This is a genomic window from Gemmatimonas sp. (genome assembly GCF_044345575.1).
Taxonomy (GTDB): domain Bacteria; phylum Gemmatimonadota; class Gemmatimonadetes; order Gemmatimonadales; family Gemmatimonadaceae; genus Gemmatimonas.
The window spans coordinates 1-15,957 of record NZ_JBIJAW010000052.1 but is presented as its reverse complement, the minus strand read 5'-3'; the positions used below and the strand labels follow the sequence as shown (position 1 = coordinate 15,957).

Genomic DNA, 15,957 nt, shown 5'->3' with positions numbered 1-15,957 from the left:
AAGGCGATCTCACCGCGGTTGGCCACCAGAATCTTCTTGAACATCGCGGCGCTCAGAGGGGAAGGTTGCCGTGCTTCTTCGGCGGATTCTTGTCGCGCTTCCCGCGAAGCGACTCGAGCGCCTCGATCAAGCGGGGGCGTGTGTCGCGCGGATCGATGACATCATCGACATACCCACGCGCTGCCGCGATGTAGGGATTGGCGAACTTCTCGGTGTATTCCGCCACGCGCGCATCAAGCGCCGCCTGGGGCTGGTCCGCCTCGGCGATCTCCTTGCGGTACAAAATCTCCACCGCGCCTTTGGGGCCCATCACCGCGATCTCCGCCGTGGGCCACGCCACATTGTAATCACCGCGGATATGCTTGGAACTCATCACGTCATAGGCACCGCCATATGCCTTGCGAGTGATGACCGTGAGCTTCGGCACCGTCGCCTCGCAATACGCATACAGCAGCTTGGCGCCGTGCTTGATGATCCCCCCGTGCTCCTGCGCCACCCCCGGCAAAAAGCCCGGGACATCTTCGAAGGTGACCAGGGGAATGTTGAAGCAATCACAGAAGCGCACGAAGCGTGCGGCCTTGAGCGAGGCGTTGATGTCGAGTACGCCCGCCAGCACCGCTGGCTGATTCGCGACGATGCCCACACTGTGCCCACCGAGATGCGCGAAACCAACGAGGATGTTCGCCGCGTAATCGGGCTGCACCTCGTAGAAGTACCCGTCGTCGACGACACGGCCGATGACTTCCCGCATATCGTACGGCTTGTTCGGGTTGTCCGGCACGACGTCGAGCAGTGTTTCCTCCCGCCGGTCGCGCGCATCACGCCCCGAACCGCGTGGCGGGTCCTCGACGTTGTTGCTCGGGACGAACCGGAAGAGCTCACGGATGTGCTGCAGGCAGGCGAGTTCGGAGTCGCAGGCAAAGTGCGCTACGCCGCTGGTCGCCGCATGCGTATCGGCACCCCCGAGCTGCTCCATGGTGACGTCTTCGTGGGTCACCGTCTTCACCACGTTCGGACCGGTCACGAACATGTAGCTCGTGCCCTTCACCATGTAGATGAAGTCGGTGATGGCCGGGGAGTACACCGCCCCGCCGGCACACGGGCCGAGGATGGCGGAGATCTGCGGGATGACCCCTGACGCCATCGTATTGCGCAGGAAGATATCCGCGTAGCCGCCCAGCGAGACCACGCCCTCCTGAATACGCGCGCCGCCAGAATCGTTCAGGCCGATCATCGGCGCGCCATTCCGCACGGCGAGATCCATGACCTTGCAGATCTTCGCCGCGTGCGCCTCAGACAGCGATCCCCCGAACACGGTGAAATCCTGCGAGAAGACATAGACAAGCCGCCCCTCGATCCGACCGTGGCCCGTGACCACGCCGTCGCCGTACACGGGCGCCTCGCCCTCGGCGAGCGATCGCGATGTGACGAATCGATCGATTTCGACGAACGAGCCTTCGTCAAGCAGGACATCGAGGCGCTCACGCGCCGAGAGTTTGCCTTTGGCGTGCTGCTGCGCGATGCGCGCAGCGCCACCGCCTTGCTCAGAGGCATCCCGGGCGACGGCGAGTCGCTCGAGCTTGTCACGCATAGCCGAGGAGGGGGATGTGTGGGTCATGACGCGAGAAGCTAGCGCACGGCACCGGAAAAACGAGGCGCCGGTCCAAATGTGGTCCGGCTCCGGGATCGCCCGTGCGTTTTGCGGGACCGTAGACTGGAGCCGCCCGCACCGGCCCCCGCCCCCACTTCCGCGCCACGGACGCGCGACTCACCTTTCCCTTGGTACATTGACACCCGCCGGCTGTAATTGACCACTTCCAAATTCCTCGACACTCCCCGTCTCATGTCCGAATTCCTCGACCTGCACGACGACAACGTCTCCCGACGCGTGCTGTTCGCTGTCGCTCTCCTGATGATCGCCGTCCCCTGCGTCCAGTCGCTGACCCAGATCTGGCCGTTGCAGCTGAGCAACATTCAGTGGCGCTTCGGCGCGGCCAATGCGCTGTCGAGCATCCTGCTGCTGCCCTTCCTTGGCCTGTCCTTGCTGCTGGTCATGGCCCGCGGCCTCGAGCGCACCGGCCTTGCCCGGACCGTCGGCGCCGCGTCGGCGCTGTTCACCTTGGGCCTGCTCCCCTGCATCGCGGTGTTCGTGCTCGATGCGCAGGAACTGAAGACGATCGTGTCCACCCAGATGTCGGCGCAGTTCACCAACACGACGATTCGTGTAGGACTGACCTCCGTGGTCTTTCTGTTGGCCTATGGTCTCCTGACCGTATTCGGCTTCTCGGCCATGCCGGGCGGCGGCTCGGCGAAGGGGCGCAAGCGCGCCGCATCGGATTCGTCCACTGACGCCCCGGGACTGATCGTCGGGCGCTGATTCTACCGACCCAAAACAGAAGGCCCCAACCGCGTGCGGTTGGGGCCTTCTGTTTTGTGCGACCGATCGGATTAGAGACCGATCTCGTCTTCCGAGCTATGCACCTTGCTCGGCGTGTCCGGCTTGGGCGGCTGGTCGGCCGGCACCGACGTCACGGCGAGCACGATACGACGGTGGATGGGATCCACCTCGAGCACACGCATGACGAGGTTCATGCCGTCCCACGCGAAGTCGGCCGGGTTGGTGACCGTGCCTTCGGGGTTCAGCTGGCTGACCGGCACGAAGCCTTCGATGTCGTTGCCGAGATCGACGACCACGCCCTTGTCCATCAGACGGACGATCTTGCCAGGGAGCTCCGTGCCCACCGGATAGGTCTCACCGATACGAAGCCACGGATCTTCCTCGGCCTGCTTGAGGCCGAGCGAGATGCGCTTGTTCTCGCTGTCGATGTTGAGAATCACCACGTCCACGGCGTCGCCCTTCTTCACGACTTCCGACGGGTGCTGGACGCGCTTGGTCCAGGACATGTCGGAGATGTGGATGAGGCCGTCGATACCCGGCTCGATCTCGACGAACGCGCCGAACGAGGTGAGGTTGCGGACCTTGCCGTTGATGCGCGTGCCGACGGGGTACTTGAGCGGCAGGATGACCCACGGATCCTGCTCGGTCTGCTTCATACCGAGCGAGATCTTCTCCTCCGTCTCGTCCACCTTGAGCACCACCGCCTCGATGGCTTCGCCGATCGACACGATCTTGGAGGGATGACGGACGTTGCGCGTCCAGCTCATCTCCGAGATGTGTACGAGGCCTTCGATGCCCGGCTCGAGCTCGATGAAGGCGCCGTAGTTCGTGATCGACACGACCTTGCCGTTGACACGCGTGCCCACCGGGTACTTGGCGGCGACGTCCTTCCACGGATAGCTCTGGAGCTGCTTGAGACCGAGCGAGATGCGCTCGCGCTCCCAATCGATGTCCAGCACCTTGATCTCGAGCTCCATGCCGATCTGGACCATCTCGCTCGGATGCGAGATGCGGCCCCACGACATGTCGGTGATGTGGAGCAGGCCGTCCACGCCACCCAGATCAATGAACGCACCGAAGTCGGTGATGTTCTTGACCACGCCCTTCCGCACCTGGTCCTTCGCGAGCTCCTTCATGAGCTTCTCGCGCTTGCCCGCGCGTTCGGTCTCGAGGATCACGCGACGCGACACGACGATGTTGCGGCGACGCTTGTTGAGCTTGATGATCTTGAACTCGTACTTCTGCCCAAGGAGCTCGTCGATGTTCGGGACGCGGCGAAGCGCGATCTGCGAACCGGGGAGGAACGCGTCGACGCCCATGAGGTCGACGACCACGCCACCCTTGATCTTCTTGACGAGCGTTCCTTCGACCGGCTGATCGCTCTCGTAGGCCACGCGGATGCGCTCCCACACGCGCATGAAGTCGGCCTTCTTCTTCGAAAGGACAACCGAGCCTTCCTGGTCCTCGAGGTGCTCGAGAAGCACTTCGACTTCATCGCCCGCCTTGAGGTCGGGCATGTCCTTGAACTCTTCGAGCGGAATCGTGCCTTCCGACTTGAAGCCGATGTCCAGGACAACGAGGTTCTCGCGGATCTCGAGGACGTGCGCCTTGACGATCTCCCCTTCTTCGATCGAGGCGAGCGTGCCGTTGTACAGCTCCAGCATGCGCTCGTACTCGTCGGACGAGAATTCGTCCTCCTCGTACAGCTCGGGGCGGCGGTTCGCCAACGGGCGCAGCTGGCTCTTCTGCAGGTCGCGCTTCTCGCGCGCGGTCAGCTTGCCGTAGATGGGCGCGTCGCCATTGAGATCCGCCTCCTGGGCGGCGGCGATTTCAGCGGCGAGCTCAGGGCTCAGTTCGGTGCTCATACTTTGAGGTTTCTCCAGAATCGCGGAACCACACTCGCCGCGCCGAGAAGAGGGGAAAGGGAAAGACCGGAACCCCGAAACATAGGGGGGAGGGGACCAGTCTACAAGGCGCGCAGCCGGTCCCTGGTCGCCCGGGCCAGCGCCACGATCCGCTCCACCTGTTCCTCCTGCGTGACGGTCGTGGTGTCGATGGTGATGGCGTCGCGGGCGGGCGCGCTCTGGGTTGCATCCTGGACATCGCGGGCCACCAGCGCTTCCGCCTCTTCAGCGATCTCGGCGTCGGTGGGGCGGCGCCCAAGGCGCTGGATGAGCCGGCGCCGGGCCCGTTCCCAGGTATCGGCGATGAGGAACACCTTGAGCGGCGCATCGGGGAATACCGCCGTCCCGATGTCCCGGCCATCCACCACCACATCGACCGCAGCGCCGGCCGACCGGACCTGCGCGTTCACCCACGCGCGCACCTCCGGCATCGCCGCGACCCGGGACACGTGACGGGTTACCGTCGTGCCACGCAGCGCCTCATCCTGATCGCGCCCGTCCACCAGGGGGAGCACCGATCGCTCAGTGAGCCGCCAGGTGATACGGGTCCCACGAGCCAGCAGCGAATCCGGTGTCCACGTGTCCGGCGCCTCGCCGGATTCGACCGCCAGGAACGCCATGGCCCGATAAAAGGCACCGGAATCCACGTGGCGCACATCGAGGGTCTTGGCGACCCACTGCGCCGTGGAACTCTTGCCGGACGCGGCCGGGCCATCGATGGCGATCACGAGCGGACGCCGCGGGGCGGCCACGGTGGCCCCCGTCCCGCCCGCGACCGCGGCGAGGTCGCGCCAGAATGTGGGGTACGAAACGGCGACGCACCCAGGGTCATCGATGGAGATACGATTGCCCGGCAGTGCGCCAAGTACCCCGAACGCCATCGCCAGCCGGTGGTCGCCGTGCGTGACGACATGCCCCCGCAACGGCCCGCGAGCACCGGTCACCCGCATGCCGTCAGGGTACTCCTCGGCATCGGCCCCGAGCGCGCGGAGATTCGCCACGACCGCCTTGATGCGGTCACTCTCCTTCACGCGCAGTTCGTGGGCATCCCGGATATACGTGGTGCCCTCCGCCCGGGCCGCCAGACAGGCCAACATGGGGAGTTCATCGATACAGCGCGGAATCTCGCCCCCCGCGATCGTCGTCCCGAGCAATGGGGACGGCCGCACGATCACCGTGCCGATCAGCTCCCCGCCGACTTCGCGTGCCTCGTCGATCGTGAGCAGCGCCCCCATGCGCCGCAATACATCGAAGGCGCCGGTGCGCGTGGGGTTGAGACACACGTTCTCGAGCCGGACCTCCCCGGCGTCGGCCAGCGCGGCGAGCGCCGCGAAGAAGGTGGCCGACGAAGGATCACTGGGGACGACGACGTCGGCGGGATGCACCACCTGCCCCGCCGGGAGCGTCACGGCGCCGTCGCGGACTTCCAGGTGAACGCCCCTGGCGATGAGCATGCGTTCGCTGTGATCGCGCGAGCGCGTGGGTTCCTCCACCGTGACCGAGACGCCCGACGCGAGGCCGGCCACGAGCAGCGCCCCCTTCACCTGCGCGCTCGCGTGCACGTTGATGTAGTGAATGGGCGAAAGCGGCGCACCCTCTACGCGCATGGGCAGACCATCATGCCCCGCGGCCCCTTCGAACGTGATGCGCGCACCCATCTGCGACAGCGGCGTGGCAATGCGCTGCATGGGCCGACGACTCAGGCTCGCATCCCCCTCGAAACGGGCCGCACGTCCCGCGAGCCCCGCGACGAGTCCCGCGAGCAATCGCGTGGTGGTCCCGCTGTTGCCGCAGTCGAAGGCCGACTCCGGCGAGTGCAGCGCGCCGAGGCCCCGCCCTTGCACCACGAAGTCTTCGCTGAGGGCAGGAATGTCTGCGCCCATGGCGCGCAGTGCCGACGCCGTCGCATGCACGTCCGCCGACGGCAGAATGTCGCGAATACGGGTAGGACCGTCAGCCATGGCCGCAAAGATCAGCGCACGGTGACTGATGGACTTGTCACCAGGCGCCCGGATGGTGCCCTGCACCACCAGCGGCGCACCAGTGTGTGTCGCCTCCGCACTCAACGCAGCCATGCCTCCAAGGCGGTGGCCGCGTCGGTCTTGTCGTCGCGGTACTTCACGATCACCGGCGTCTGCAACGAGAGCCCCTGCGCTTCACCGAAGGGCGAAGTGACACGGCGTGCCCCCGGCACCACCACAGCGCCCTCGGGAATGATGAGCGGCTGATCGGCCGACGCGCGATGCACGGTGTCCTTCACGAGATCGTATACCGGCGTCCCGCGGGTCAGAATGACGCCGGCACCAAGGACCGCCTTCGTGCGCACAACGGTCCCCTCGTACACCCCGCAGTTGCCGCCAACGATCACATCGTCCTCGATGATGACCGGCGACGCATTGATCGGCTCGAGCACGCCGCCGATCTGGGCGGCAGCGCTGAGGTGCACCCGCTCGCCGATCTGGGCGCAACTGCCAACCAGCGCGTGCGAGTCCACCATCGTACCACGGCCGACATAGGCGCCGACGTTGATGTACATGGGCGGCATGCACACCACGTTCGGCGCCAGATAGGCGCCGCGCCGAACAGTGGACCCGCCGGGCACGATGCGCACCTGATTCTCGAGCCGGAACTCCCGCGTGGGATACGTGTGCTTGTCGACGAAGCTGAACGGTGCCGAGGAGGGCATCGACTGCATGTGCCCGATGCGGAATCCCAGCAAAATGGCACGCTTCACCCACGGGACCGCGTGCCAGGTGCCCTCCTCGTCGCGGCGCGCCGCGCGAATTTCCCCGCGTTCGAGATGGGCCATCGCGCTGTCGAACAGGGACTGGGCATCGTGCACCAACGGTGCCCCGCTGTCGAGCAAGTGCGGTTCGTTGAGGCGCGCTTCGAGTTCGGCAAGAGTCATGGCCATGGTCGGAAAAGCTTTCGAAGAGGAAGAAGGATTCGGCTCAGACCAGCGTGACACCGGCGTGCTCGAGCGACGCGCGCACGCGCGACCGCCAACTGTCAGCGAGCGGCACGAGCGGCAACCGCAGACGATCCTGGAGGCGTCCCATCATGAAGAGCATCGCCTTCGCCGGAATGGGATTCGCTTCCACGAAACAGGCCTCGATCACGGGCGCCAGCCGCGCATCCACCGCGCGCGCCGTTGCAAAATCGCCGCGCGCGCACGCCTCGCTCAGCTGCACCATGAGCGCCGGGACCACGTTCGACACCACGCTGATGATGCCGTCACCGCCGTGCGCCATGATGGACAGCGTGAACCCATCGTCACCGGAGAACACCCCGAAGCCGTCCGGGCGCTCACGGATGATCGTCGTGATCTGCGACAGGCTACCACTCGCCTCCTTTACGCCCACGAAGCGCGGATCGGCGGCGAGTTCGAGCGTCGTCGCCACCTCCATGTTCACCGACGTGCGCCCCGGCACGTTGTACAGCATGATCGGGAGCTCGCACGCATCGGCGATGGCCCGGAAGTGGGCCAGCAGGCCCCGCTGCGGTGGCTTGTTGTACATGGGCGTCACGTGGAGCAGATGCGTGGCCCCAATGGCCTGCATCTCCCGCGACGTGGCGATCGCCTTCTGCGTATCGTTACTGCCGGCGCCCGCGATGACGGGGATGCGGCCGTTCACTTCCTCGACCGTGATCTCCACCACGCGCCGGTGCTCAGCGGAGGAGAGCGTCACGGCCTCGCCCGTGGATCCGCAAGGCACGAGCATATGCACCCCCGACGCGAGCTGCCACTGCACCAAGGCGCGCAACGCCGACTCGTCGAGGGAGCCATCAGCGCAAAACGGGGTGACGAGTGCGGTACCGCACCCGTGCAGGACTGACGGAGCCATGGGCCTCAGCGGCGACTGCCCGACGTGTCGAGCACGTCGCGCATGGTATAGACGGCGGGTCCGCGTGCGCCGGCCAGCCAGCGCGCCGCCGCGAGCGCGCCGTCAGCGAAGACGCGGCGGTCACGCGCCGTGTGGGTCAGGGTGATCTGTTCGAACGGCGCGTCCATGATGACCTCGTGCGTGCCCGGTACACTGCCCACACGCACACTCGAAATGGGGACCGCGCGCCCGAGCCCCACCTCCAACCGTTCACCGATGGCGATGCCCGTGCCCGACGGCGCGTCCTTCTTCGCTTGGTGATGGGTCTCCACCACGTGCACATCGAATCCGGCCACCTCGCGTGCGCGCCGCGCGGCGTCCTCGGCGATGGCCAGGAAGAGCTGGACCCCGATCGAAAAGTTGGGGGACCAGAGCGCCGGCGTCCCGTACCGCGCCACGGCCGATTCGAGCCGCGCAAACTCCGCCGTCCATCCGGTCGTGCCCACCACCACGGGGCAGCCAAGGGCAAGCAGCGCCTCGACGTTGTCCAATGCCGTCTCCGGCGTGGTGAACTCGATGGCCACGTGGGCGCCATTCAGGTCGGCGGTCGTGAGCCCCCGCGAGGTTGCCACCGCATCGAGGCGGGCGACCACCTCGCACCCGCGTTCGGCCGAGAGCGCATCCAGCGCGCGGCCCATGCGCCCCATGCCCACGAGTGCCACACGCACGGGCGTCACCGCTGGAGGGCGACTCATGCCGGCGTTTCGAAGAACGTGGCGTGCAGGCGCTGCATGGCCGGCACCACATGCTCGTCGTCGATAACGAGCGTGAAGTTGATCCCCGTCGCCGACAACGACGCCATATGCACCGGAATGTCCCCGAGCGCCGCGACGGCCTTGGCCATCGCGTGGCCGCTGTCGGAGATCCCAGCACCCACGATTGCCAGCAGCCCGGCGCGCGGCGAAACCGACACGTCCCCGAAGGCGGCGAGGTCCTGAAGAATCGCCGCCAGATTCGACGCATCGTCGAGCGTGACGGACACCGACACCTCACTGGTGGTGACCACGTCGACGGAGGTGCGATGCGTTTCGAACACTTCGAACACGCGGCGCAGAAAGCCTGGCGCGAGCAGCATGCGCGACGAACGCAACTTCACCATCGTGGTGGCGCGCTTGCCGGCGATGGCGCGCACCGGCAACCTGGGCGCGTCAAACGCGATCATCGTGCCCTTCGCCTTGGGGTTCCGCGAATTGAACACGTAGACGGGAATGCCACGCTGGACCGCCGGGGCAATCGTGGCCGGATGCAGCACCTTCGCACCGAAAGCCGCCAGCTCGGCGGCCTCGTCGAAACTGATCCGCTCGATCAGTTGAGCCGCAGGGATCACCCGCGGGTCGGCGGTGAGCATCCCATCGACATCCGTCCAGATTTCGATCGCCGTCGCATCGATGGCGGCCCCGATAAGCGACGCGGAATAGTCCGAGCCACCACGCCCGAGCGTGGTCGTCACGCGCGCACCCGTGGCGCCGACGAAACCGCCCATCACGGGGATACGCCCCTGCTGTACGTGCGGGACCAGCTTCTCCAGCGCCGCCTGCCGGATACCCTCGACATCGGGCTCGGCCTTGGTGAAGAAATCGTTGGTCCGCATCACGTCACGCGCATCGACGAACACGGCGGGATACCCACGCTGCCGAAACGCTGCCGCGACGATCTGCGACGACAGCAGCTCACCGATGGCCGCGACCGCATCGAGCGAACGCGGCGTGAGGTAACCAAGCGTCTTGAAGGCTTCGGCCAGATGGGCGAGTTCGTCGAACGTGGCGCTGATGTCGAGCGCCAGCTCCTCGGCCTCCGAACTCCCCTGCAGCAACGCCGTCGCCTCGCGGAGGTGGCGATCGCGGAGCTGTTCCACCAACTCCAACGCGGTGAGCAACTCGCCGTTCGCCGCCTTGTTGGCGATATCGAGCAGCACGTTCGTCGCCCCCCCCAGCGCCGACACCACCACCACCGGCTGCAGGTTGCGCTTGCCGTCGATGATCTCGATGACACGACCGATGGCCGTGGCATCTGCCACCGAGGTCCCACCGAACTTGCAGACGATCACGGCGCGAGATACCTCGCCAGCTGGCCCGTCTTCGCCAACAGCTCCGCGTTGAGAATCGAGCCGCCCGCCGCACCTCGGACCACGTTGTGGGACATCGCGACCAGGCGCAGATCGAACAGGTGATCGGCGCGCACACGCCCCACGGTGGTGGCCATGCCGCGGCCGCGATTCACGTCGCGGCGCGGTTGCGGCCGATCGGGCTCGTCACGGATGATCAGCGACGGCTCAGGGGCCGACGGCAACCCGCGCACGGCGTCGGTGCCCGTCCAGTTGCGCAGCGCCTCGAGCGCTTCCTCGGGCGTGGGCTTCCTGGCGAACGCCACCGACATGCACACCGTGTGCCCATGCTCCACGGGAACGCGATTGGCGTGCGCGCTGGTCACGATATCCGCGTACTGCACTGTGGTCCCGTCGAATCGACCGAGCAGCTTCACCAGCTCCGTTTCGATCTTCGGCTCTTCGTCGTTGATAAACGGAATGACGTTGCCAAGAATATCGAGCGAAGGCACCCCCGGATACCCTGCGCCGGACACCGCCTGCATCGTCGTGGCGAACACCTTCGTCACCGTGAACGCCTCGTGCAACGGCGCCAGCGCCGCGGCCATGACCGTGGTCGCGCAGTTGGCATTGGTGACGATACCGCCGGTCCAGCCACGATTGGCGCGCTGCACGTCGAGCAACGCGAGATGATCACCGTTGACCTCCGGGATCACCAGCGGCACGTCGGCGTCCATGCGATAGTTCTTCGCATTCGACAGCACCATGCGTCCGGCGCGCGCGAACGCGGGCTCGACCTCACCGGCCACGCCCGAATCGAGCGCCGAGAACACGATGGGCGCGCTGATTTCCTCCGGCGTGCAGTGCTTCACCACCAGCGAGGCCACGCCCGCCGGCATCGTCCCCTCGAGCCATTTCGCGGCGTCCCGATACGATTTGCCGGCGCTACGCTCGGACGCGGCGACTTCGACGAGATCGAACCAGGGATGCGCATCGAGCAGGCGGATGAACGCCTGCCCAACGGCACCGGTCGCGCCAAGAACGGCGACCGGCCAACGGGTGACGGAGGGTGTCATGCGAGAAGAGTGCGAACGATTCGGACGTACGCGTCGACCGACGCGTCGAGTTCCGCCACATCGATGTATTCGATGGGCGTATGGGCCACGTGAATGGAACCGGGCCCGAACAGCAGCGGCGTTCCCCACCGATCGAGGAGAGGGATATCGCTCGTATAGGCTACGGGCTCCACCTCGAACCCGCTGATGCTCTGAAAGTGCTGCGCCGGAATGTGCGAGCCCCAGACGAGCTCGGCCCGGTCCCCCGCCCACGTGGTGAAGGCGGCGCGCACCGGTTCCACGTCGCCGACGAGGCGGATCATGATTTCCGCTTCAGCGAGCCCGGGCACGATATTGGCTTCCGTCCCGGCCCGCAGCACGCCGATGTTGTACGTGGTTTCCCCGAGGATGGGATCGGTCGGCAGCGGGAGCGCACGCAGCTCAGGCAGGAGATCGAGCATCGTTTCGAGTGCACTCTCGCCGAGATGGGCATAGGCCGAGTGTGCCTCGCGCCCGCGCACTCGCACGATCACGCGCTGTGCGCCTTTACACCCCGACGCCAGCTTGCTCTCGGTCGGCTCACCGTTGACCAGGAACCGGCTGGTGGCAGGCAACCGATTCGCCGCGCGCGCGCCCGGTGAGCCCTTCTCCTCACCCACCACGAACAACAGATCCACCCGCTCCTCGCCAGCATCCGCCAGCCGCTGCGCCGCGATCATCATGGCCGCCGCGATCCCCTTGGCGTCACAGGCACCGCGACCGTAGAGACGGTTGCCCTCGAGCCGCGGGGGCACAAACGGTGGCACCGTGTCGAGATGTGTGGAGAGGGTGACGCCGCCACCCTTGCGCGTGGCCCAGAGGTTCGAGCGCCCCGGCTCGACCTCCTGCAGCGAGACGGTCCAGCCTCGCGCGATACACCAGCGCGAGACGAAATCCACGGCGTCACGTTCACGACCCGTCGTGGATTCGATGGCGAGCAATTCGGAGGCGAGCGTGACGACGTCGGACATCCCGACAAGATACATCTACCCCGGTGCCCGGCGCGCCCCCGCCTCGACCGGCGTGTCCTCCGAAATTCTACGGAAGCGACACCCCGACGGTCGCGCTCAGCGCCGCTCGAGGAACTCTCGAATCACAGCGTTCAAACGCGCGTCGTCCATATCGTCGTCCCACCCCGTCGGCACGAGCGCAATGACGCGGTGCGCGCCGGAGTTGCACTCGATGGCCACCACGTCATCGCTGGCGAGGGCCGCGGCAGCGGCGCGCTGATCGACGGGGACTTCAGGAAGTTCGAGGCAGATCCAGGTGGTGCCCTGCTCGTCCGCTACGGTGCGCACTGCGTCTCCAGAAATTGAGGGGAGAGGGGAATGCGTGGAAAGTACCGGACGAAACACGCTCCGGTCAGTACCCTCAGCGCGGGGCAATACGACACCGCACGGCCTCGTGCCACCGCACTGCCTCTCGGGGCATACCCGGAGCGGGACTCGAACCCGCACGCCCTTGCGAGCACAAGATTTTAAGTCTCGCGCGTCTACCGATTTCGCCATCCGGGTACATACCCACCGCATGCGACCAGCGGCCGCACTCTTCGCACACCCAAAAGTCTTGACGCCAATGCAAAACGGGAGCGCTCAGGCGCTCCCGTTTCGTACCGTCCAACATTCTTCGCCGCGAACGGCGAGAGCGGGAAACGGGACTCGAACCCGCGACCCCAACCTTGGCAAGGTTGTGCTCTACCAACTGAGCTATTCCCGCATGCACCAGCCCTAAAAGCCGGCGACGGACAGGATAGTAGCCGTCCAACGCGCGTGGGACAAGCACCCCCGGCCATCGGAGCGGGTCAATCCCGCAACCCGAGGGCGTGCCGCGCGAACCACAACGTATGCGCCAGCAGCCCGGCGAGCGCCGCGTCGCCTCCGTTCCCCACCGCACGCCCGTCGCCGTCGACGAACTCGCCGGCAATGCCACCATCGAGGGCGGCGCGCCGGAGCCACGTGAGCGTGTCCTGGCTCTCAGGTCCCAGCAAACGGCCCACATGCAGCAGCAGAGCGGCCGGCCCGTCCCCCTCGGGCTTCAGTGCGCGTGCCGTCCGACGAAAAAGGGAGTCATCCCGGTCCATGGCCTCATAGAGGGGCAACCACAGGAGCGATCCTGACGGGTCGTCGTGCAGCGCCGAGCCGCCGGCCATATCGATCGCCGTGGCCAACCTGGCCTTCTCCCCACGCTCCACCGCGAAGTGGCGCCGAAGCGCCGCGCGGACCGCCGCAGGGTCTTCGACCGAGGCCGCCGCCTCCTCGTCGAGTGTGCGGCGAAACACGTCGAGCGCCAACGCCACGGCGGCATTGCCATGCAGGGTGAACGGAAACGGCGCCGGAGCCCCCGAGGCGGTCACCTCGGTCGAGTAGAGCGGCACGCGTTCATCGCGCCGGGCCACGATGTCGTCGTGGCTCAAGTACAGGGTGTCGGCGACGACGGGATCCTCGACGATCCGGTCGTCACCGGTATCACGGATGTACCGGTCGGTGGCAATCGCGAAAGCCGCTGGTCCCTCGACGGAGAACCCGGGCTGGAAGAGGGTGCCATCGAGATAGTGCACGCCCTGCCCCGGCGCATAGCCATGGAGCTCGCAGGCGCGGATCAGCAGCTCACGCGCAAGCCCGCTGTCGGCCAGCTGCACGGCCGGCAGCGTCCACATGAGCGCTTCCCAGTCACGCACCGTTATCCCAGCGCCATGCCACGGGGCCCGGGTCCGCACGAGGTAGTAGTGCGCATCGTCGAGGCCACGCCCCACCGCGTAGAAGTACGCGAACAGCAGATTGCGATTGAGGAGCCGGTCGATGGCGTCGTTCCCCGTGGTCTGTTCGAGCGTGGTGAGCGCCTCGCGCGTGGCGCTCAGCAGGGCTCGCCATCCACGTCGGCGGAGGACGCTCACCGTAGCCTGCGCCCCGTCGCGCTCAGGACCGACCGCAAGGTAGAACGCCGTCTGCACCGCCCCACCCGCCGGCGCCGTGATCTCCCGGCGAATGGCGAACGGGCGCGGCGATCGCGACGCCCCATCCGGGACCTCGACACGCGCAGGCCCGTCGGCGCCAATAGCGACCGCCACCAACCCCGGAATCGCCGCGCCCTCCAGCAGCACGACGTCATCATCCCCGTGGCTGACCACGTGCTCATCGTCGAATGGACGCGCGGTCCGCACGCGCTGCTGCCGATGACCGAGCGTCCCCTCGAGCGCGACCTCCAGCGTCACGTCGGCACTGGAGCGATTCTCCACGGCGATGGTGTACACCGCACCGGCCATGTCCGCATCTCGCCCGTACGGTGCGAAGATCGTGCCCCGCACGAGGAGCGTACCGATCGTGCACGTGAACGTCGGCAACCACCCGACGGCCCGCTCCCATGCAATCCCCTCAGCGGCCAGCGCGTGTTCCGTGCCATTGATCCGAATCACCGGCCGCAGCAGCGGCGCCCCACGCCCGGCGACGAAATCCGCGCCCCCTGCGACCTCGATCGCCGCCCGCGCTCCACGATGCAGCACGCCCAACGCGTGAATGGCACCGTCAGCCGGATTGATGCAGGGAATGCTGAGCCAGTGATTACCGGTGAGCTGCCAGGGAACAGTGGGAATCGAGCGCATGGGTACCGGAACAGCGCGGAGCGATCACGCTGCGGAATGTGGAGGACCCCGGCAACACCTCCCGTTTCGTTGACGGGCCAGTCCTGTCGGGCTAAGGTGCGACGTAGTCTGGTAATCTAGCCGCTTCCCCCGATCTCCCTGTGTCTCCGATGAAAAGCCAGAGCCACGTGTTGCGTACCTTGGTCGTGATGCTGGCCGCCGCCATGACAGCACTGCCTCCCGCCACCGTGCGGGCGCAACGTGTCGCCGGTGTGGGGGAGGATGCCCTACCGATCCCGAAGGGCGGATACCGGATCCTCGTCGGCGGACTCTGGAACGATCACGACGCCGTCTTTACGCCGGGGGGGGCGAATCGCACGCGCGGCCGGCTCTCGGGATTGTCCACCGACAGTCTGGGTATCGGCCTCCTGCCTCAACTGCGTGCGACGCAGGCGGGCATTCGCGCACTTTCCGGCAACAATGGGTTTGCCCTGTCACTCGGTCCACTCGAAGCACGCGGCGAAGTCCGCCAGAGCATCGTCCCGTTGGCGCTCGATTATGGCGTGACCCGTCGCCTCTCGCTCCGCGTCGTCGTGCCGTATGCTGAATCGCGCGATATCAGCCAGCTGATTCTCAACCGCGCGGGCACCGGAGCAAACGTGGGGCGCAATCCCGCTTTCGGCACAACCGGTACCGCCGTGCGCGCGACGAATGGCGCCGTCGTGGGCCAAATTGAAAGTGCGCGCGCCGCGCTCGCTGCCGAAATCACTCGTTGCGCCAATGCTGCGGCCACAGGTTGCACTGCCATCCGCGCGAATCCCGCTGGCGCTCAGGCGTTGATAGCTCGCGCCCAACAGACGCGCGCGAATCTCGTGACCGTGTACGGCGACGCCTCGCGCGGCGGCTCGCCGGTAGTCCCGTTGAATGGCTCCACCGTGCACACCGCCGTCGTGGCCACCATTGCCGCGCTACGCACGGACTTCGGCGCGTACGGTATCACCAACATCACCGCCAACGCGCAGCCGGCCCCTGCTACCGTCGTACTCGGTCCTGGCG

General features: G+C 66.6%; 13 protein-coding genes and 2 tRNA genes. 2 read left to right on the top strand and 13 right to left on the bottom strand.

Annotation, left to right across the window (positions count from 1 at the left end):
• Window positions 1-52: 52 nt before the first annotated feature.
• Entirely contained in the window at window positions 53-1,591 is a 1,539-nt protein-coding gene (locus ACIQ6O_RS05350; protein WP_396206753.1) for an acyl-CoA carboxylase subunit beta, read from the bottom strand.
• A gap of 252 nt (window positions 1,592-1,843) precedes the next feature.
• Between ACIQ6O_RS05350 and ACIQ6O_RS05345 the strand changes: the two genes are divergently transcribed.
• Window positions 1,844-2,377 (top strand): hypothetical protein, encoded by a 534-nt coding sequence (locus tag ACIQ6O_RS05345; protein ID WP_396206752.1) that lies wholly within the window; start codon window positions 1,844-1,846, stop codon window positions 2,375-2,377.
• A gap of 71 nt (window positions 2,378-2,448) precedes the next feature.
• Here ACIQ6O_RS05345 and ACIQ6O_RS05340 read toward each other — a convergent pair whose 3' ends face one another.
• The 12 genes from ACIQ6O_RS05340 to ACIQ6O_RS05285 all read right to left on the bottom strand — a co-directional run bounded on the left by ACIQ6O_RS05340 (window position 2,449) and on the right by ACIQ6O_RS05285 (window position 14,922).
• Complete coding sequence (locus ACIQ6O_RS05340; RefSeq protein WP_396206751.1) at window positions 2,449-4,263, bottom strand: 30S ribosomal protein S1; 1,815 nt, start codon at window positions 4,261-4,263, stop codon at window positions 2,449-2,451.
• A 101-nt stretch (window positions 4,264-4,364) separates the two neighbouring features.
• Window positions 4,365-6,377: a 3-phosphoshikimate 1-carboxyvinyltransferase gene (gene aroA / locus ACIQ6O_RS05335; RefSeq protein WP_396206750.1), complete on the bottom strand. Its 2,013-nt coding sequence runs from the start codon at window positions 6,375-6,377 to the stop codon at window positions 4,365-4,367.
• Window positions 6,365-7,216: a 2,3,4,5-tetrahydropyridine-2,6-dicarboxylate N-succinyltransferase gene (locus ACIQ6O_RS05330; RefSeq protein ID WP_396206749.1), complete on the bottom strand. Its 852-nt coding sequence runs from the start codon at window positions 7,214-7,216 to the stop codon at window positions 6,365-6,367. The genes aroA and ACIQ6O_RS05330 overlap by 13 nt, the downstream gene beginning before the upstream one ends.
• A 37-nt stretch (window positions 7,217-7,253) precedes the next feature.
• A complete protein-coding gene (gene dapA / locus ACIQ6O_RS05325) occupies window positions 7,254-8,147 on the bottom strand; it encodes a 4-hydroxy-tetrahydrodipicolinate synthase (protein ID WP_396206748.1) in 894 nt (297 codons plus the stop codon).
• Between the two features lie 5 nt (window positions 8,148-8,152).
• Entirely contained in the window at window positions 8,153-8,881 is a 729-nt protein-coding gene (locus tag ACIQ6O_RS05320) for a 4-hydroxy-tetrahydrodipicolinate reductase (protein WP_396206747.1), read from the bottom strand.
• On the bottom strand, window positions 8,878-10,233 hold the full coding sequence (gene lysC / locus ACIQ6O_RS05315; protein ID WP_396206746.1) for a lysine-sensitive aspartokinase 3: 1,356 nt from the start codon (window positions 10,231-10,233) through the stop codon (window positions 8,878-8,880). The genes ACIQ6O_RS05320 and lysC overlap by 4 nt, the downstream gene beginning before the upstream one ends.
• The gene (asd, locus tag ACIQ6O_RS05310; RefSeq protein ID WP_396206745.1) at window positions 10,230-11,306 is read right to left on the bottom strand and encodes an aspartate-semialdehyde dehydrogenase; all 1,077 of its coding nucleotides are present in this window, start codon (window positions 11,304-11,306) and stop codon (window positions 10,230-10,232) included. The genes lysC and asd overlap by 4 nt, the downstream gene beginning before the upstream one ends.
• Window positions 11,303-12,295 carry a M20/M25/M40 family metallo-hydrolase gene (locus tag ACIQ6O_RS05305; RefSeq protein ID WP_396206744.1) on the bottom strand — a complete coding sequence of 331 codons (993 nt, stop codon included), beginning with the start codon at window positions 12,293-12,295 and terminating at the stop codon, window positions 11,303-11,305. Before ACIQ6O_RS05305 ends, asd begins: the two co-directional genes overlap by 4 nt.
• Window positions 12,296-12,391: 96 nt before the next feature.
• Complete coding sequence (locus ACIQ6O_RS05300; protein WP_396206743.1) at window positions 12,392-12,622, bottom strand: hypothetical protein; 231 nt, start codon at window positions 12,620-12,622, stop codon at window positions 12,392-12,394.
• A 132-nt stretch (window positions 12,623-12,754) separates the two neighbouring features.
• Window positions 12,755-12,838, bottom strand: a tRNA-Leu gene (locus tag ACIQ6O_RS05295).
• Between the two features lie 129 nt (window positions 12,839-12,967).
• Window positions 12,968-13,040: transfer RNA gene (locus tag ACIQ6O_RS05290), tRNA-Gly, on the bottom strand.
• 85 nt (window positions 13,041-13,125) lie between these two features.
• Complete coding sequence (locus tag ACIQ6O_RS05285; protein WP_396206742.1) at window positions 13,126-14,922, bottom strand: hypothetical protein; 1,797 nt, start codon at window positions 14,920-14,922, stop codon at window positions 13,126-13,128.
• A gap of 167 nt (window positions 14,923-15,089) precedes the next feature.
• On the opposite strand from ACIQ6O_RS05285, the gene ACIQ6O_RS05280 reads away from it, so the two are divergent.
• Window positions 15,090-15,957, top strand: an 868-nt coding sequence (locus tag ACIQ6O_RS05280) for a hypothetical protein (RefSeq protein ID WP_396206741.1), incomplete at its 3' end; no start/stop codon positions are given.